The sequence below is a fragment of the Nocardia sp. CA-120079 genome, from assembly GCF_050955745.1.
Classification (GTDB): domain Bacteria; phylum Actinomycetota; class Actinomycetes; order Mycobacteriales; family Mycobacteriaceae; genus Nocardia.
Map to the genome: position 1 here is coordinate 9,044,848 of NZ_CP192088.1, position 17,130 is coordinate 9,061,977.

A 17,130-nucleotide genomic window follows, 5' to 3' on the forward strand; every position below is an offset into this window, starting at 1 on the left:
CTCGCAACCGCTACGCTTTGGCCGTGAACGATCGATCGGGGGTTGCGGATCCGGCCGAGCAGCCCGTCACCACGCAGAACACTCGGCTCGAACTCGACTCGGATGTCTCGCCGCGATTCTCATTGTCGAACCCGCAGGTGCGCTGGCTGTTGATCGCCGTGGCGATGTTCGCCGTGTCGGCCATCGTCTCGCTGGTGGTGCACTGGTGGAACGGATACATCGATCTCCAGGTCTATCGCAACGGTGCGCGCGTCTGGCTCGACGACGGCGAGTTGTACGGACCGATGCCCCCGGTCGAGGGGATCGGGCTGCCGTTCACCTATCCCCCGCTGGCCGCCCTGTTCTTCGCACCGCTCGCGCTGATGCCACTGCCGCTGGCCGAGGTGCTGGTGACCGCCACCTCGGTGCTCAGCCTCGGCATCACGCTCTGGTTGGTGCTCGCGCGGCTACGCCCGAGCCTCGAGCGGCGGACCATGCTGGCGCTGGTCATCGGTATGGTCGCGGTGGCGCAGACTTCCGAACCGATCCGGGCGACCTTCGGCTTCGGCCAGATCAATCTGGTGCTGCTGGCCGCGATCACCATGGATTGCCTTGTCCGCAAACCGTTCTGGCCGCGCGGCATGCTCATCGGCATCGCGGTCTCGGTGAAATTGATTCCGGCCGGATATCTGCTGTACTTCCTGCTGCGCCGGGATTGGAAGGCGGCGGGCACGCTGATCGTCTCCGCGATCGTCGCGGTCGGACTCGGATTCCTGCTGTTCCCGAGCGATTCGGCCGAATACTGGTTCCACACGCTGGCCGACACCGGTCGCATCGGCCCGCCGTACTTCGCGGGCAATCAGTCGATCAAGGGCTTGGCCTTCCGCCTCGGCGTCTCCGATTCACTGGCCACCCTGATCTGGATCACCCTGTCGCTCATCGCGATTGCCCTCGCCGCGGTGTGGATGCGCCGCCTGCTCGAAGCGGGACAGCAGGTCGCCGCACTGATGGTGAACGCTGCCGCGGTACTGCTGGTATCCCCGGTTTCCTGGTCGCACCATTGGGTTTGGATTGCCCCCGCCATCCTGGTCGCCGCCGACGCCATCGCCCGCGGCACCCGCAATCGCTGGTTCATCGGCTCCGTCGCCGCCTTCACCGTCCTGTTCATGATCGGCCCGCAATGGCTCCTGCCGCATTCGAAGGACCTGGAACTCGGCTGGGCCTGGTGGCAACAGATCATCGGCAGCAGTTACGTCCTCGCGACTCTTGCGGTGTTCGCGGTTGCCGTCGTCACCTACCACCCGGCGAGAAGCGCGGCCCCCGAGAGGCCGGCGCCGCAGCCTGATCAGCGATCGCCCGCCCCGGCCGGAGCGGTGCCCGAGAAGGCCGGCGACGCAGCCTGATCGGCAATCACTTGTCACTGCCGCACGGACGCCCGGCAGCACGTTCCACCGGTATGCACCCCGTGTGAGCCTGCTGCCGATTTGCTGTTGGCACCGGACCTGCCCGCCGATAATGGCGCACACCTCGACGCATAGGACTCGATCACGGAGTGTCGCAGCATGAGCCCGCATCGGGCTCGCCAGCCGATGCGGCGAGCTCCTCGGCAAAGCGCGAAACCGCAGGTCTCCGAAGCGGCCTACCGGTCGAGCGGTACGGGAGTCAGGAAAGCGGCTAGTGCGGCGGCGTAGGCCGAAACATCTGCTGCGCCCATGAATTCGCGGGCCGAATGCATTGCGAGTTGCGCGGCACCGACGTCGACGGTTGGCATGCCGGTGCGGGCGGCGGTCATCGGGCCGATGGTGGAGCCGCAGGGGAGATCGGCGCGGTGCACATAGCGTTGCAGGGGGACCTCGGCCTGCGTGCAGGCCAGGGCGAACGCACCCGCACCTGCGGCGTCGGTGGCGTAGCGCAGGTTCTGGTTGACCTTGAGCACCGGGCCGCCGTTGACCTCGATGCGGTGCGCGGGCTCGTGCCTGTCCGGGTAATTGGGATGGGTGGCGTGCGCCATATCGCCGGAGGCGCAGACGGATCCGGCCAGCGCGGCCAGGTATTCGGCGCGGCCGCCACCGCGTGCGAGCACGATCCGCTCCAGCACCGTCGGCAGCAAATCGGACTGCGCGCCGCGATCGGACTGACTGCCGACCTCCTCGTGATCGAACATCGCCAAAACCGGAATGGCCGCACCTGGTTCCTCGACCGCCGCGAGGAAGGCGTTCAATCCGGCGTAGCAGGTGCCCTGGTTGTCCAGGCGCGGCGCGCTCACCAGATCGCGATCGCGGCCCACCAACCGGCTCGGTGCCAGATCGTGGGTCATCAACTCCCAGCCGAGTACCGCCTGCGGATCGACCTCGGCATATTCGGCGACGAAATCGAGGAACGAGCGCGGCTGCGCACCCAGACCCCAGATCGCATTGACGTGCCGCTGCGGATCAAGCGTGACACCCCGGCGGTCCTCCGAAAGGTGGATGGCCAACTGCGGCACCCGCAGAATCGGTTCATCGATGCGAACCAGCTGGTCGCGCACCGCATTTCCATCGCGCACGCTGAGCCGCCCGGAGATGCCGAGTTCCCGGTCCAGCCATGAATTCAGCCAGGCGCCGCCGTAGGGTTCCAACCCGACCAGCTGCCAGCCCGCCGCGGCCAGATCTGGATACTGCTTCACCCGCAGATTCGGACTGTCGGTATGCGCACCGACCACCCGGAACGGCGTCACACCGGCGGAATCGGCAGTCGCCCATGCGACCAGCGAACCGCCGCGCACGACGTAATGGCGGCTCGGCCCATCCGATGGCCACGGCGCCGACTCCGCGAGCGGGGTGAAGCCGTTGGCGTCCAGTTCCCGCGCGACCGTCCGGCACACGTGGAACGGCGACGGTGAATCGTCGATGAAGGCGCACAGTCCGGCGGCCGTGGCCGCGGTAGTGGAAACGGGCATGCCTGCGATCCTATGCAGACCTCGCGCAGACCTCGAGATACGTCTCGATCAGACCCCGCACGCGCTCCTGCCTTTCGAGCGGTGGTTTGTCCGGGCTCGATAGTGATCGAGCGGGCAGTCCGCTCGCCGGGAATCACCGCCGCGGGCGGCGGAACACAACTCGGTCCAGTCGTACTACCTCGAATACCGGAGCACCATAATGCGGTCTATTCGGAACATAACCGAAGGAATGGAAATTACGCGCGCACACCGGCACAACCGGACATTCATAGGATTAATTCATCCGACGACTCAGGCGGTACCGATTTGAACTACTCCGCGGAAACGAGTTCCAGCAAACGCATCAGCTCGGCATAACGCCGCGTACCGATACGCGAACGCAACTCCTGCTCCGCACGCTCCTCCTCGGCGCGCACCGCGTCGACCAGATCCGAACCGAGCCTGCTCAGGCCGATCAGGATGCGGCGGCGGTCGTCCTCGGCGGCCACCCGGAAGATCAGGCCGCGTTCGGCGAGTGCGTCGGCGTGCCTGGTCGCCGAGGACGGCGGTAGCTGTGACCTGGCCGCGAGCTCACTCATGGTGACCCCGAACTCGGTGGACAGATTCGACAGCATCGACCATTGATCGGCCGTCAGTTGCCTGGCGCACAGGGCGGCGTCGAGGTGGTCCAGCCAACGCCGTTCCGCGGCACGCAGCGCACCATGCAGCGTGGAATATCCGCTTACAATGGTCGTCATTATTTCCTGCCTGCCATGAATTTCGCTCGAACGAGAAGAAGAGTACCGAATGTCAGCGTTCGGCGAGAGCCCAGACGGCACGATCGAGATCCTGAACATAGTTCCGATGCAGGGACCGGGCGGTATCGTCGCGGCGTCGTGCGATGCGGCGATTTCCCTCGCGGTCGACGAAATCAATGCTGGAGCCGGTTTTCTCGGTCGCGAAATTCGTACTACGAATATCGATGGCGGCCGGAATCCGCGCGAGGTCGCCGATGAGGTTTCCGCGCTGCTCGCCACCGGAATGGTGCACGCGATCACCGGCTGGCACACCTCGGCGGTGCGATTGGCCGTCGCGCGGGCCAATGCCAGCCGGGTGCCCTACCTTTTCGCCACCGGACACGAGGGCCTCACCAATGAGCTACCCGGGGTGCTGATGCTCGGGGAACATCCGGCGGGTCAGACCCTGCCCGCCGTGCACTGGCTCGAGCGCGAACACGGCGTGCGCCGCTGGGCGATCATCGGCAACGACTACATCTGGCCGCGCGAATCGGCCAAGGCGGTGCGCCGCAGTCTGGCCGATCCGAGTGCCATCGTGCTGGAGCGATTCGTACCGCTCGGCGCACCGGACTTCGGTGAATTCCTCAGCCATCCCGCATTGGACCGAGCCGATGCCGTCATCATCCTGATGGTCGGCGCGGACGTCTCCCGCTTCAACCAGCAGTTCGCCGCCACCGGACGCGCCGACACGCTGCTGCGCATCAGCCCGGCCGCCGACGAGAACGTCCTGCTGACCGGTGGTCCCGACGCCAACCACAACTTCTACGTGGCATCGAGCTTCTTCGTGGACCCGGACACCGACGACGGTCGCGACCGACTGGCTCGCTACCGCCGCCTACACGGCACCTTCGCACCCGCACTGACCAGCTTCAGCAATATGAGCTACGAGGGGATCCACACCCTGCGCGCGATCGGCGAGACGGTCGGATCACTGGCCGTACCCGAGGTACACGCGGCGCTCGATCAGGGTGTGCAACTCGAAACACCGGGCGGTTCCAGATCTTTCGTCGGAAACCAGGCGCAGCAGCACGGCTATATCGCGCTGGCCGACGGCGTCGATTTCGACATCATCGCCCGGATCACTTGACTGGCGAGTCCCCCGACCGGCGGCATCCGATGCGAGTGCATCCGGTGCCGAACACCCCGTCAGCACCGACCACGACGGAGCGAGTCTTACGAGCGAGGAGTTCGCGGCCCGTCTCGCGTCCGAGTCGTCGCAGCGCATGCGACGTAGTCGCGAGTCTCGACGGCGCCGCTGGCGAGACTGCTGGCAGGCCGCTCGAAAGGGTCAGCCGCGCCCATCGAACGCCGCCGGACGCAGTCCGTCATCAGTCTCTTGCGCTTGGACGAGCGAATGCGAGGCCACCGCACACCAGGGGGCCGCGAACACGCCGCGGCCACGCGGCCGAAAACAGAGGCGCGGCAAAAACTACACAGCGACCAGGGTGTCCAGTACCGAGAGGAACAGGCCGAGGCCGTCGTCACTCGGGCCGGTCAGCGGCTCGGTGGCGTGCTCGGGATGCGGCATCAGGCCGACGATCCGGCCATCGGCCGAGGAAATGCCCGCGATATCGCGCTGGGAGCCGTTCGGATTGTCGCCCGCGTAACGGAAGACCACCCGGCCCTCGCCCTCGAGTTCATCGAGCACGCTCTCCGACGCCTGGTAGCGACCCTCGGCGTTCTTGACCGGGATGAGGATCTGGGCGCCGGGCTCGAAGCGCGAGGTCCATGCGGTGTTCGCGGTTTCGACGCGCAGCCATTCGTCACGGCAGACGAAGTGCAGGCCCTCGTTGCGGGTCAGCGCACCGGGCAGCAGACCCGCCTCGCACAGCACCTGGAAGCCGTTGCAGATGCCCAGGATCGGCAGACCCTTACCCGCGGCCTTGATGACCTCGCCCATCACCGGGGCGAACCGGGCGATGGCACCGGCACGCAGGTAGTCACCGTAGGAGAAGCCACCCGGCACGACCACCGCGTCGACCTGCTTCAGATCGGCATCGGCATGCCACAGGCTGACCGCCTCGGCGCCCGCCAGTTTCACCGCCCGAGCCGCGTCGACATCGTCGAGCGTGCCCGGAAAAGTAATTACCCCGATCCGGGCGGTCATGAGACGCGCACGACCTTCCAGTCCTCGATCACAGTGTTGGCGAGCAGCGCCTCGGCGATCTGCTCGAGCTCAGCGTCGCTGACACTGTCGTCGACATCGAGTTCGAATCGCTTGCCCTGCCGCACATCCGACACTCCGGCGAATCCCAGGCGCGGGAGCGCGCCGGCGATGGCCTGACCCTGTGGATCCAGGATCTCGGCCTTCGGCATCACCTCGACCACGACTCGTGCCACGCGTTGCTCCTCAGGTGGTGTTGGGGTTACCTGAGCAGCGTAGTTGTCCAGCTTGTCCGAGCTACGGTCGGGGTCGAGTCAAATAGCATGGCCCCATGCGCATAGCCCACTTCGGCCACTCCTGCATCCTCGTCGAATTGCACGGCAAGAAGGTGCTGTTCGATCCGGGCACCTTCTCGCACGGCTTCGAGGGCATTACCGGCCTGGACGCCATCGCCGTCACCCATCAGCATCCCGACCATATCGATCCGAGCCGGATCGAGGCGCTGCTCGACAACAACCCGAATGCGCGCCTGTTCAGTGATCCACAGACCGCACAGCAGCGCGGCGAGCCGTGGGAGCCGGTGCACGCGGGCAATGTGATCACCCTCGGCGATCTCCAGATCACCGGAGGCGGCGGCAGGCACGCGGTGATCCACCCCGAGATCCCGGTGATCGACAACACCGTCTTCCAACTCGGCACCCCGGACGATCCGGCCCAACTCGTGCACCCCGGCGACTCGCTGTGGGTGCCACCGGTACCGGTCGGCGTCCTCGCCATTCCAGCATCCGCACCGTGGATGCGCATCAGCGAGGCCGTCGACTACCTGCGCGCAGTCGCTCCCCGCACCGCCTTCCCCATCCACTTCGGCATCATCCAACCCGAAGCCCAGGGCATCTACTTCGGCCGCCTGGCCGAAATGGGCCCCACCACCACAGAATTCACCGTCATCCCCCCCGAGGCCCACCGCGACCTCTAAAACCTCGGACTGCTGATCACCATGTATCCCTGGCGGCAAATGTCGAGAGGGTCCGCCACGGATGCATGGTGATCGGGTGTCCAACGTCTCAGTGGATTTGTTCGGCGTAGGTGGTGAGGAAGAGGGCCTCGGCTAAGGCCATGTGTTCGATTTCGGAGGGGGCGACGCTTTCGTTGGGGGCGTGGATCAGGCATTTGGGTTCTTCGACGCCCAGCAGCATGATCTCGGCGTGCGGGTAGGTGGCGGCGAAGACGTTGCACAGCGGGATCGAGCCGCCCTGGCCCTGGGTGGTGGTCGGGCGGCCGTATGAGGCGGTGAGTGCGGCTTCCATGGCGGTGCGAGCGGGACCGCCGGTGGCCGATCGGAACGGTGCGCCGGTCGACTCGGTTTCCACGGAGAGTTTCGCGCGCCACGGCGTATGCGCACGCAGGTGCGCGGTCAGCAGTTCCAGCGCCTGGTCGGGATCGGTGCCCGGCGGAATGCGCAGGTTGAGCCGGGCTCGCGCGGCGGGCTGGATGGCCGCCGCTGAGCCGACCACCTTCGGCGCGTCGATGCCGAGCACCGTCAAAGCCGGTCGCGCCCAGAGCATATCGGCGACCGTGCCGTCACCGATGAGTTCGACGCCGCCGAGTACGCCTGCGTCAGCACGGAATTGGTCCTCCGAGTACTGCACACCGGTCCAGCGCTGATAATTGGGCAGTCCGGCCACCGTGGTGTTGCCGTGTTCGTCGCGCAGGGAGGCGAGCAGGTGGACGAGCGCGGCGAGCGCATCGGGGGCCGGACCGCCGAACATGCCGGAATGCATTGGCCCGGCGAGGGTTTCGATGGTGACGACAACGTTCACGCTGCCGCGCAGGGTCTCGGTCAAGGTCGGCACCCCGATCGCGAAATTGCCGCAGTCGCCGATCAGAATCGCATCCGCGCGCAGCAGATCCGGGTTGGCCTCGACGAATTGTTCGAGTCCGCCGGTGCCCTGCTCCTCGGAACCCTCCGCGACCAGCGTCACCCCGAGCGGCAGTTCCGCGCCGAGGGCCCGCAGCGCGGTCAGGTGCATAACGATATTGCCCTTGCAGTCCGCACTGCCGCGCCCGTACCAGCGGCCGTCCTTCTCGGTCAGCTCCCAAACCGGAGTGCGCCAGGCATCGTCGTCGAGTGGCGGCTGCACGTCGTAGTGGCAGTAGAGCAATACCGTCGGCGCACCGTTCGGCGCGGGACGCGAGGCGATGACGGCCTTACTGCCGTCGGGAGTTTCGTGCAGACCCACCTTGGTCAGACCCGCCCCGGCGAATGCGTCGGCCACCCACTGCGCGGTCCGGTCGCACTCCTCCAGCGGGAACTGCCGGGGATCGGCCACCGACTTGAACGAAACCAGTTGGGTGAGATCGGTTTTCGCCTGCGGCATCAGCGCGGCCACCCGCTGGCGCAGCGCCGCGGTGCGGGAGTCGTCGATCATCTGCGAAACCTCATTTCAGATCCGATCCGGCACAGAAGCGGCGACCGCCCGCCGCCCGCCAACTCTGGCATGAACCGCTCGGTGCATACGGAGAACTCAGCCGACCGATCGGTCTGTGTCGTCCGGTTCGGAACACCGAAAATCCGGTCGCCGCTGTGACATGCTGAAACGTCGACGCTGGTTGCCACTGTTTTCGCAAACATCACGCGATCCATATTCGGAGGCGGTTCGATGACAGAAGGACTGGAGCCCGACGACCTATTCGCCCTGCCGGGCCTGCGCCGGTCGGCGCCGAAGGCCGGATTTCCGATCAACGAGTTGTTCCCGCAGGTCGCCTACGAGATCGTGCACGACGAGTTGATGCTCGACGGCGTCTCCCGGATGAATCTGGCGACGTTCTGCACCACCTGGGTGGACGACCAGGCGCGCAGGCTGATGAACGAATCCCTGGACAAGAACATCGTCGACAAGGACGAATACCCGCAGACCGCCGAATTGGAGCGTCGGTGCGTGCGGATGGTCGCCGATCTGTGGCATGCGCCGGATCCGGCAGGCACGCACGGCACCTCCACCACCGGCTCGAGCGAGGCCGCCATGCTCGGCGGTCTGGCCGCCAAGTTCCGCTGGCGCAAGCGTGGCGGCACCGGCACCCCGAATTTCGTCTGCGGCCCGGTGCAGGTGTGCTGGGAGAAGTTCGCGCGCTATTTCGATGTGGAGATACGGCAGATTCCGCTGCGCGGCGACCGGCTGACCATGCATCCCGACGACGTCGCCGCCTACTGCGATGCGCGCACCATCATGGTGGTGCCGACCTTCGGGCAGACCTACACCGGTCTGTTCGAGGATGTCGCGGAGATAAGCAAGGCGCTGGACCGGCTGCAGGAGGTCAGCGGCCTGGATATCCCCATCCATGTCGACGCCGCCAGCGGCGGATTCCTGGCGCCGTTCACCGCACCGGATCTGATCTGGGATTTCCGGCTGCCGCGGGTCAAATCGATCAATGCCTCCGGCCACAAGACCGGGCTCGCGCCGCTCGGCTCGGGCTGGGCGATCTGGCGCGAGGCCGCCGATCTACCCGAAGAGCTGATCTTCAATGTGGATTACCTCGGCGGCAGCATGGCCACCTTCAATCTCAACTTCTCCCGCCCCGGCGGGCAGGTGATCACCTCGTACTACGAATTCATCCGGCTCGGCCGCACCGGATACGCTCGACTGCAGTCCCAGCTTTACCACGTCGCCCAGCATCTGGCCGATGGCCTGCTGAAACTCGGGCCGTTCGAGATGATCCACGGCGGCGATCCACATCGGGGCATCGCGGCGGTGTCGTGGCGACTGACCGAGGATGTCGGCTTCAACCTCTACGAACTCTCGGATCGGCTGCGGACCAGGGGTTGGCTGATCGCCGCGTATCCGCTGCCCGCCGACCGCGAGAACGAGACGATCATGCGCGCACTGGTCCGGCACGGGTTCAGCATCGACATGGCCGACCTGCTGCTCGCCGATATCGCGCGCAGTATGGCGCAACTCGAAAAGCATCCACAAGCCAAACCGCTCACCCGCGAAGAAGCGGGCGGATTCACGCATAACGCGACCGCGGCTGTCCCGAGCGAGCAGGCCAAACCCGTTCGACCGAGCCGCGAATAGCGCTGGGGCAGCGCCGATTACGCCGCGCGCCGCCGCCCGGTCACGCCATTACGGGCGGCGGCGCCTCGTGCGGGCGGTGCCGACCACACCCCTGCACGGCTTCCGGCGGACCCGATCAGGCCGCCTTGACGGCGGCGAACGGCTCCCAGCGGTACACGTCGCTGGCCGCGCCGTGGAACAAAGCGAGATCGACCGCGTCGAGCATCGCCTGCCGCGGACCGGAACGGCCCAGCTGAGCGGCGGAAACGGCCAGGCGCAGCACACCGCCGCGACGCGCGGTCCTGGCCGCGCCGAGCACCAGCGCGCGACACCACCACGGCTCGGCTCGAAAACCCTCGCCCATGCCGTAGACCCGCGCCTTCTGAGCGATATTGCGCTCGAGATCGAAAATCGAGGTCAGCCCGAGCGCGAGCCGGAAACCGGCCTCGGGCAGCGCCTCGATGGCGCCCGCCGAGGCATCCCAGCGCGGCGCCGCGAACAGCCGGGTGCGCAGTTCCACCTGCTCGAGCACCCGATCCGCCGCGGTCAGCCGCAGGCGCGCCTCGTGCCGGGGCAGGGTGGCGAATTCGGCCCGGCGCCGCTTGGTCGCCGCCTGGTCGTAGCCGTGCAGCACGATCGCATCGCCGCGGGCCCGCCGACCGCGCAGCCACGACTGCGTCGCTGGATCTTCCACCAGCCGGTAGCCACCCTTCAACCGGGGCGCGACCAGCAGCGAAAGCCGCACATCGCGGCGATCCATTTCGGCCGCGAATTCGATAGCCGCGTCCCGCGTGGTGTCCCGGATCCCGGAAATCGACACGATCAGCTCAGCGTTCATGGCCTTACGGTGCCAGCCGCAGATGTACTCGGCGTGCAGGGCGGATGACCCGCCGACGAACACTGCGTTCCACCCGCGGCACATCTGCCCTAGGATCTCCGGCGTGAAGACAGCCCTGCTCAGTGCTCTGTCAGTTCCGCTCCTGCTCATCGCACCGGCTACGGCCCTAGCCGATCCGGGCGACCCCCAGATCTTCAGTCAAGACGAAACATGCACGGCCACACAGGGGTTCGTCAACCAGGTGCGCAGCAAGACTCCCGACGCGACGCCGGATCAGATCGCCGACGCCTACATCGCGATCATGGATGCGAACGGCGCATACCAGGGGATCGAGCAATTCCGCGACAGCGATCGTGCGACATTCCTGGACAACATGCGTACCTGCGGCCTCTGATTTACCACCGCTCCCAGTGCAGTACCTGCGCCCTCGGCACCCGAACGGCGGGTTCGAAGTCGGTGCCGAGGGTGTAGGCCAGCGGAATGAATGCCGCGAGCATCACCTTGTCGTACGGAATCCCCAGCGCCGCAGCGAGTTCGCGCTCCAGCGGCCCCTGCGCACTGGTCCAGGTGGTGCCCAGTCCGCGGGCGCGAGCGGCGAGCATGAAGCTCCACACCGCGGGCAGAATGGAACCCCAAGCGCCCGACTGGATCTCGACCGAGGCGCGATCGGTTCGGCCCTCGATGGCCGGGATCACCATGGCCGGAACACGATGGATGTTCTCGGCGAGATAGCGCAGCCCGTCGAAGACCCGCTCGGTCGAACGCGCTGAATAGTTCATGCGCCACACGTCATCGGCGGTCAGCGGCTGTCCGGTCCCGACGGTGAGCGCGCGACGGAAGATATCGCCGACCACTCGACGCTTGGCCCGATCTGTGACGACGATGAAATGCCAGCGCTGCCGATTGCGTCCGGTCGGCGCCTGGGTTGCGAGATCTATGCACTCCTCGATCAGCTCACGCGGCACCGGACGGTCGAAGTCCAGGCGTTTGCGCACGGCACGGGTCGTGGACAGCAACTCGTCCGGGGTCAGATCCAGCGTTGTCATCGGGTACTCCTCGGGCCGATTCATGCAGACCATCAGACCGTATGACCACAAATCGTCTGCTGTCAAACGATTGGCCAACAGACGATTAATGGTAGGCTGACGCCACCGACAGTGAGGCACCATGACCAAACCGACTTACTTTCCACAGCTCGCCGCCGAGCGGCCGGATATCGCGCTCTGCCGCGCATCGACCGCGGTGGCCAGAGCAGGCGAAATCCACGCCGCGACACAGGGTTTGGGCGTGGGGCAGCAGTTGGTGTTGAAGATGCTCGATGCTGTAGGCGCGTGCTCGCAGCAGACGCTGAGCGAGGAACTGCGGATCGATCGCAGCGTCATGGTCGGCGTCTGCGATGACCTGGAGAAGTCGGATTACGTACGGCGCGAACGCAATCCGCGCGACCGGCGCTCCTACGCCGTGACCATCACCGATGCGGGCCGCGAACGGCTGCACGAGGCGGAGGCGGCGATTCCGGCCTACCTCGACGAGACCTTCGCAGCGCTGACCGCCGCCGAGCGCCGCCAGCTCACGACGCTGCTCGGCAAACTATTGGTACCCACCGGGTGAGCGGCCGGGGTGAACCGGCCGCGCACGGAAGCTATGCGTCGGCGAGGCCGAGGGTGTCGAGCACCCAGGCGTATTCGAAGGCGACTTCCTTCCACTTCTCGTAGCGGCCGCTGACGCCGCCGTGGCCCGCGCTCATTTCGGTCTTGAGCAGCAGCGGTGTGTCACCGGTCTTGGTGGCGCGCAGTTTGGCGACCCACTTGGCGGGTTCGACATAGAGCACGCGAGTGTCGTTGATGCTGGTGATCGCCAGAATGGCCGGATATTCCTTGGCCTCGATGTTCTCGTAGGGCGCGTAGGACTTCATGTAGTCGTAGACGTCCTTGTCCGCCAAGGGATTTCCCCACTCGTCCCATTCGATGACGGTAAGCGGCAGCGACGGGTCGAGGATCGAGGTGAGCGGGTCGACGAACGGTACGTTGGCCAGGATGCCCTTGAACAACTCGGGTGCCAGGTTCGCTACCGCACCCACCAGCAGGCCGCCCGCACTGCCGCCGTCGGCGATCACCCGGTCCGCGGAGGTTATGCCGGTATCGATGAGATGCCTTGCGCAGGAGACGAAATCGGTGAAGGTGTTCTTCTTGGTGAGCGTCTTGCCGTTCTCGTACCAGAGCCGCCCCATTTCACCGCCGCCGCGCACATGCGCCACCGCGAACACCATGCCGCGGTCGAGCAGCGAAAGCCGCGATACCGAGAAGGACGGATCCATACTGGCCTCGTAGGAGCCGTATCCGTACAGCAGCAGCGGTTTCGGCCCCTCGGGCAGACCCTTCTTCCGCACCAGGGAGATCGGAATCCGGGTGCCGTCCGCGGCGATCGCCCAATCCCGGTGCTGCTCATAGTCGTTCGCGTCGTAGCCGCCGAGGACCGGCTGCTCCTTGCGCAGCAGCAGCTCACCGGTGGCGGGCACATAGTCGAAGACCTGCATCGGCGTGATGAACGAGGTCAGCCCGATTCGCAGCGTCGGCTGCTCCCACTCCGGATTGGCGCCGGAACCGACCGCGAAGAGTTCCAGATCGAATTCGAGTTCGCGCCGCTCGCCGTAACCGGATTCGGTCAGCGGCCAAATGGCGACGCGGGTCAGGGCTTCGCGCCGGTAGCTCAGCACCAGATGACTGGCGAACGGATCGATATCCTCGAGCCGCACATCGTCGCGATGGCCGATCAGCAGCGTCATATTCGACGGATCCGATACCGGCGCCTCGGCGAGTACGAAGTTCTCGGCCTTCACCCCGTCCACGACGTCGTTGTGCAGGATCAGGAAACGGTCCTCGCCGCCGACCACCGCATGCTCCGCGGAGTACTCGACGCCATCGCGGCGCGCAATGATGACCCGGAAATCCCCTTCCGGATTATCGGATTCGAGCACCCAGCCCTCGGTGGTGATCTTGGAGCCGACCCAGATCATCAGGTACTTCTCCGAGCGCGTCGCGCCGATGCTCACCCAGTAGCGCTCATCGGGCTCGTGGAAGACCTTGACATCGTCGTCCTTGCCCGTACCGAGCCGGTGCCGCCAGACGGTGTCGGGCCGCCAGGATTCGTCGACCGTCTGATAGAAGACGTGCGTGCCGTCCAACGACCAGGTCGCGCCCGGCGCGGTACCCGCGATCTCGTCGGCGAGCACCTCGCCGGTGCGCAGATCCTTGAAGCGCAGCAGGTAGCGCTCGTCACCGCTGGTGTCGACCGAGTACGCGAGCAGGTTGCCGTCATGGCTGATCGAGAACGCGCCCAGTGCGAAGAAGTCGTGCCCCTCGGCGACCTGGTTGCTGTCGAGCAGCACCTGCTCCCCGGGAATCTCGGTATCGACCTCGAGCTGCGGCGGAGTCCAGGCATCGATGCCCTCGGCCGCTGCATCGATGGGACAACGGCAGTGCACGCCGTACTGCTTGCCCTCGAAGCTGCGCGAGTAATACCAGTACTCGCCCATCCGGGTCGGCACCGACAGATCGGTCTCCTGGGTGCGCGACTTGATCTCGTCGAAGATCCTGTTCCGCAGTCCGCCGAGATGGGCGGTCTGCGCCTCGGTGTAGGCGTTCTCGGCCTCGAGATAGGCGATGACCTCGGAGTTTTCCTTGTCGCGGAGCCATTCGTACTCATCGATGAAGACGTCGCCGTGGTGCACCCGCTCGGTGCGCACCGTCTTGGCGACCGGCGCCGTCACATCACCCGAACCGGCGAGCGTTCCGATTCCACTATCGAGAGCCATGGGCTCCACCCTACTGTTCGGGCCGCGCACCGCCCGCCGCTCGCAGGATCTCGTCGAGTACCGCGCCCGCCCGGTGCAGGTCGGTCATGGCCTGGTCGATGCGTCGGCGCTCCTCGGCCAGCTTGTCCACCAGGAACGGTGTCGCCCGCTCGTTCGGTGTGCCGTCTTCGTCATGGATACACGGCAGCAGCTGGCTGACGGTATCGCTGCCGATGCCCGCGGCGAACATTTCGCGTATGCGCAGCACCCGGGCGACCGCGGACTCCGGATATTCGCGCTGACCACCGGAGGTGCGCTCGGATCCGAGCATGCCCTTGGCCTCGTAGTACCGCAGTGACCGGACGCTCACCCCGGTCCGCTCGGCCAGCTCACCTATGCGCATATCTGTTCCGCCTCCCCGGACCTTTTGCCGACAACAAGCATACTTGACCTGACATCGATGTCAGGTTTTATGGTGCCGTCATGCAGCTATTGAGCGAATACCGCAACCATGGTCTGGCCCTGCCCAATCGCATCGTCATGTCACCGATGACCCGGTTGCGCTCGCATCCGGACGGTTCGCCGACCACCGATGTCGTCGACTACTACGCGCAGCGGGCAACGGCCGGACTGATCGTGACCGAGGGCATCTGGCCGCATTCGACCGGCCAGAGCGAGGCCTGGGTCCCGGGCCTGCAGACGGGTCGCCATGTCGATGCCTGGCGCAAGGTCACCGATGCGGTGCACGCGGCGGACGGGCGGATCGTCGCACAACTGATGCACGGAGGGCGCAAGGGGCATCCGCTGGCGCGGGTCGACGGCTCATGGCCTACCGGACCGTCGTCGGTGCTGGATGACGATCGGCCGCACCTGCTCGACGGCACCAAGGCCGATCCGATCACGCCGGGCGCGTACAGCCGTGCCGAAATCGCGGCGGTGGTCGAGCATTTCGCGGCAGCCGCGGCCAATGCGATCGCGGCGGGCTTCGACGGTGTCGAGATCCACGGCGCCAACAGCTACCTGCCGCACCAGTTCCTGGCCGACAACACCAATCTGCGCACCGATGAATTCGGCGGCTCGATCGAAAACCGCATGCGTGCGCCGCTGGCCATCGTCGACGCGGTCGTCGGGGCCGTCGGATCGCACCGGACCGCTATTCGCCTGTCGCCGGGCAACCCGCAGTTCAATATGCACGAGGCCGATCCGGCACCGCTATACCGCACGCTGGTGGCCGAGTTGGATCGCCGCGACCTGGCCTATCTGCATCTGACCGACAACGACGACTATCCGGCCCTGGCCGATCTGCGGCCGCGCTGGCACGGCACGCTCATCGCGAATATCGGTGAGAACCGCAAGCCGACCAGCGCGATCGAGGCCGAGGCGGTACTCGGGCAAGGGCTCGCCGATCTGGTGTCGTTCGGACGCGCGTTCATCGCCAATCCCGATCTGGTGGAACGGATTACGCACGACCTGCCGCTGGCTTCGATCCGCGAAGAGCTGCTCTACGGGCGCGAGGCGGCTGGGTACAGCGACTATCCGAGCTGGGATTTGCGCGAAACGCGGTGTGCCTGACGGTCCGGCCGCATGGCCGCGCAGCCCATTAGGCTCGCGGCCATGCGTGCTGTTCACCTGCTGGCCGTCATCGGAATGCTGTTCGCCACAGCTGGAATCGGCGCGCTTGCACCGGCTTCGGCATGCGCGTGCGGCGGGGTCGCCAATCGGCCGGGTCACCTGGCATCGGTGCGCGAGGAGACGGCGCTGGTCAGCTGGGACGGTCAGCGGGAGACGGTGCTCATGCGGCTCGCGCTGAAATCCGGCACCGATCAGGCAGCACTGATCGTGCCGACACCGAAGCCGGCAACCGTCGCGAGTGGCTCCGCCGCGACCTTTACCGAACTGGCGGGCTTGACCGCACCCAGGGTCATCACCCAGCGTCGATGGTTCGGCTCGGGTGCCGGCGACTCCGCGGGCGATGGCGCAATGAGCGCTGCCGGTGGCGGCCCGACCGTCCTCGACCGCGTGCAACTCGGCCCGCTGGAGGCGACCACTCTGTCCGGCGGCAACCTGGATGGCATTCGAAAGTGGCTGAGCGACAACGGCTACGAGATGCGCCCCGAGGTGGTCAGCACCCTGGAGCCGTATCTGCGCGAGGGCTGGTCCTTCGTCGCTATGCGCCTCACCAGCGCCCAACCGCTCGACGGCGCAATAGATCCGGTGCGCCTGACCTTCGATTCGGATCGGCTCGTGTATCCGATGCGCATGTCGAGTGCCGCCGAACGGGCCCAGTACGTGCACCTTTACGCGCTGAGCGAGCATCGCGTGCGACGCTCCGATCCCGATGCCACCGCACAGAGCGTGCACGTCGATTTCGCGGGCCGGGTCGCCACATCGGATCCAGAACTCGCGCCGGTGACGACGAATGGCCGCAACTACCTGACCGAACTGCGGATTTCGATCGATAACCCCGCGGATATCCGCTCCGACTTCGCCTTCGAGGCCGATGCCAGCGACGCGGAGGTCTACCAGACGATCCACCGAACCGAGAACGTCGAACTATTCGGCGCGCCCGCGGGCATCGTCATTCTCGGCACGGTCTTCCTGGCCGCGATCATCGTGGTGTTCGCCATCGTCCGCGTGCTGCGGGCCTGAC

General features: G+C 66.2%; 17 protein-coding genes. 8 read left to right on the top strand and 9 right to left on the bottom strand.

The window, feature by feature from the left end; translation table 11 throughout:
* The first annotated feature begins 23 nt into the window (after positions 1 to 23).
* Positions 24 to 1,382: a glycosyltransferase 87 family protein gene (locus ACQPYR_RS40855; RefSeq protein ID WP_433625088.1), complete on the top strand. Its 1,359-nt coding sequence runs from the start codon at positions 24 to 26 to the stop codon at positions 1,380 to 1,382.
* Positions 1,383 to 1,618: 236 nt separating this feature from the next.
* Here ACQPYR_RS40855 and ACQPYR_RS40860 read toward each other — a convergent pair whose 3' ends face one another.
* The gene (locus ACQPYR_RS40860) at positions 1,619 to 2,917 is read right to left on the bottom strand and encodes a M18 family aminopeptidase (protein ID WP_433625090.1); all 1,299 of its coding nucleotides are present in this window, start codon (positions 2,915 to 2,917) and stop codon (positions 1,619 to 1,621) included.
* Between the two features lie 311 nt (positions 2,918 to 3,228).
* Entirely contained in the window at positions 3,229 to 3,654 is a 426-nt protein-coding gene (locus ACQPYR_RS40865; RefSeq protein WP_433625092.1) for a MarR family winged helix-turn-helix transcriptional regulator, read from the bottom strand.
* A 49-nt stretch (positions 3,655 to 3,703) separates the two neighbouring features.
* On the opposite strand from ACQPYR_RS40865, the gene ACQPYR_RS40870 reads away from it, so the two are divergent.
* Positions 3,704 to 4,780 carry a substrate-binding domain-containing protein gene (locus tag ACQPYR_RS40870; protein ID WP_433625094.1) on the top strand — a complete coding sequence of 359 codons (1,077 nt, stop codon included), beginning with the start codon at positions 3,704 to 3,706 and terminating at the stop codon, positions 4,778 to 4,780.
* A gap of 342 nt (positions 4,781 to 5,122) precedes the next feature.
* On the opposite strand, the gene purQ is transcribed toward ACQPYR_RS40870, so the two are convergent.
* Together purQ and purS are read right to left on the bottom strand one after the other, a co-directional pair.
* A complete protein-coding gene (purQ, locus tag ACQPYR_RS40875; RefSeq protein WP_433625096.1) occupies positions 5,123 to 5,800 on the bottom strand; it encodes a phosphoribosylformylglycinamidine synthase subunit PurQ in 678 nt (225 codons plus the stop codon).
* The gene (purS, locus tag ACQPYR_RS40880) at positions 5,797 to 6,033 is read right to left on the bottom strand and encodes a phosphoribosylformylglycinamidine synthase subunit PurS (RefSeq protein WP_062988386.1); all 237 of its coding nucleotides are present in this window, start codon (positions 6,031 to 6,033) and stop codon (positions 5,797 to 5,799) included. The genes purQ and purS overlap by 4 nt, the downstream gene beginning before the upstream one ends.
* Before the next feature lie 95 nt (positions 6,034 to 6,128).
* Here purS and ACQPYR_RS40885 point away from each other — a divergent pair, with 95 nt between their 5' ends.
* Positions 6,129 to 6,773, top strand: coding sequence for an MBL fold metallo-hydrolase (locus tag ACQPYR_RS40885; protein ID WP_433625098.1), 645 nt, complete (start codon positions 6,129 to 6,131; stop codon positions 6,771 to 6,773).
* An 88-nt stretch (positions 6,774 to 6,861) separates the two neighbouring features.
* Here the strand turns inward: ACQPYR_RS40885 and ACQPYR_RS40890 are convergent, their stop codons facing one another.
* Entirely contained in the window at positions 6,862 to 8,226 is a 1,365-nt protein-coding gene (locus ACQPYR_RS40890) for a dipeptidase (protein ID WP_433625100.1), read from the bottom strand.
* A gap of 231 nt (positions 8,227 to 8,457) precedes the next feature.
* Between ACQPYR_RS40890 and ACQPYR_RS40895 the strand changes: the two genes are divergently transcribed.
* Positions 8,458 to 9,870, top strand: coding sequence for a glutamate decarboxylase (locus ACQPYR_RS40895; protein ID WP_433625102.1), 1,413 nt, complete (start codon positions 8,458 to 8,460; stop codon positions 9,868 to 9,870).
* 115 nt (positions 9,871 to 9,985) lie between these two features.
* Here the strand turns inward: ACQPYR_RS40895 and ACQPYR_RS40900 are convergent, their stop codons facing one another.
* Complete coding sequence (locus tag ACQPYR_RS40900; RefSeq protein WP_433625104.1) at positions 9,986 to 10,687, bottom strand: DUF2334 domain-containing protein; 702 nt, start codon at positions 10,685 to 10,687, stop codon at positions 9,986 to 9,988.
* 103 nt (positions 10,688 to 10,790) lie between these two features.
* Between ACQPYR_RS40900 and ACQPYR_RS40905 the strand changes: the two genes are divergently transcribed.
* Entirely contained in the window at positions 10,791 to 11,081 is a 291-nt protein-coding gene (locus ACQPYR_RS40905) for a hypothetical protein (protein ID WP_387286375.1), read from the top strand.
* 1 nt (position 11,082) lies between these two features.
* Here the strand turns inward: ACQPYR_RS40905 and ACQPYR_RS40910 are convergent, their stop codons facing one another.
* Entirely contained in the window at positions 11,083 to 11,733 is a 651-nt protein-coding gene (locus ACQPYR_RS40910; protein ID WP_433625106.1) for a nitroreductase family protein, read from the bottom strand.
* Positions 11,734 to 11,854: 121 nt separating this feature from the next.
* On the opposite strand from ACQPYR_RS40910, the gene ACQPYR_RS40915 reads away from it, so the two are divergent.
* Positions 11,855 to 12,298 (top strand): MarR family winged helix-turn-helix transcriptional regulator, encoded by a 444-nt coding sequence (locus ACQPYR_RS40915; RefSeq protein WP_433625108.1) that lies wholly within the window; start codon positions 11,855 to 11,857, stop codon positions 12,296 to 12,298.
* 31 nt (positions 12,299 to 12,329) lie between these two features.
* Here ACQPYR_RS40915 and ACQPYR_RS40920 read toward each other — a convergent pair whose 3' ends face one another.
* Both ACQPYR_RS40920 and ACQPYR_RS40925 read right to left on the bottom strand, forming a co-directional pair.
* A complete protein-coding gene (locus ACQPYR_RS40920) occupies positions 12,330 to 14,501 on the bottom strand; it encodes a S9 family peptidase (protein WP_433625110.1) in 2,172 nt (723 codons plus the stop codon).
* Positions 14,502 to 14,511: 10 nt separating this feature from the next.
* Positions 14,512 to 14,883 carry a MerR family transcriptional regulator gene (locus ACQPYR_RS40925; protein WP_433625112.1) on the bottom strand — a complete coding sequence of 124 codons (372 nt, stop codon included), beginning with the start codon at positions 14,881 to 14,883 and terminating at the stop codon, positions 14,512 to 14,514.
* Positions 14,884 to 14,963: 80 nt separating this feature from the next.
* Here ACQPYR_RS40925 and ACQPYR_RS40930 point away from each other — a divergent pair, with 80 nt between their 5' ends.
* Together ACQPYR_RS40930 and ACQPYR_RS40935 are read left to right on the top strand one after the other, a co-directional pair.
* Positions 14,964 to 16,052, top strand: a complete 1,089-nt coding sequence (locus ACQPYR_RS40930; protein ID WP_433625114.1) for an alkene reductase — start codon at positions 14,964 to 14,966, stop codon at positions 16,050 to 16,052.
* Between the two features lie 42 nt (positions 16,053 to 16,094).
* Positions 16,095 to 17,129, top strand: a complete 1,035-nt coding sequence (locus ACQPYR_RS40935; RefSeq protein WP_433625116.1) for a DUF2330 domain-containing protein — start codon at positions 16,095 to 16,097, stop codon at positions 17,127 to 17,129.
* The last annotated feature ends 1 nt before the right edge of the window (position 17,130 follow it).

Coding starts and splice junctions, on each gene's coding strand:
- ACQPYR_RS40860 (WP_433625090.1), bottom strand. CDS start 2,917: ATGCCCGTTTCCACTACCGCGGCCACGGCCGCCGGACTGTGCGCCTTC.
- ACQPYR_RS40865 (WP_433625092.1), bottom strand. CDS start 3,654: ATGACGACCATTGTAAGCGGATATTCCACGCTGCATGGTGCGCTGCGT.
- ACQPYR_RS40870 (WP_433625094.1), top strand. CDS start 3,704: ATGTCAGCGTTCGGCGAGAGCCCAGACGGCACGATCGAGATCCTGAAC.
- purQ (WP_433625096.1), bottom strand. CDS start 5,800: ATGACCGCCCGGATCGGGGTAATTACTTTTCCGGGCACGCTCGACGAT.
- ACQPYR_RS40885 (WP_433625098.1), top strand. CDS start 6,129: ATGCGCATAGCCCACTTCGGCCACTCCTGCATCCTCGTCGAATTGCAC.
- ACQPYR_RS40890 (WP_433625100.1), bottom strand. CDS start 8,226: ATGATCGACGACTCCCGCACCGCGGCGCTGCGCCAGCGGGTGGCCGCG.
- ACQPYR_RS40895 (WP_433625102.1), top strand. CDS start 8,458: ATGACAGAAGGACTGGAGCCCGACGACCTATTCGCCCTGCCGGGCCTG.
- ACQPYR_RS40900 (WP_433625104.1), bottom strand. CDS start 10,687: ATGAACGCTGAGCTGATCGTGTCGATTTCCGGGATCCGGGACACCACG.
- ACQPYR_RS40910 (WP_433625106.1), bottom strand. CDS start 11,733: ATGACAACGCTGGATCTGACCCCGGACGAGTTGCTGTCCACGACCCGT.
- ACQPYR_RS40915 (WP_433625108.1), top strand. CDS start 11,855: ATGACCAAACCGACTTACTTTCCACAGCTCGCCGCCGAGCGGCCGGAT.
- ACQPYR_RS40920 (WP_433625110.1), bottom strand. CDS start 14,501: ATGGCTCTCGATAGTGGAATCGGAACGCTCGCCGGTTCGGGTGATGTG.
- ACQPYR_RS40925 (WP_433625112.1), bottom strand. CDS start 14,883: ATGCGCATAGGTGAGCTGGCCGAGCGGACCGGGGTGAGCGTCCGGTCA.
- ACQPYR_RS40930 (WP_433625114.1), top strand. CDS start 14,964: ATGCAGCTATTGAGCGAATACCGCAACCATGGTCTGGCCCTGCCCAAT.
- ACQPYR_RS40935 (WP_433625116.1), top strand. CDS start 16,095: ATGCGTGCTGTTCACCTGCTGGCCGTCATCGGAATGCTGTTCGCCACA.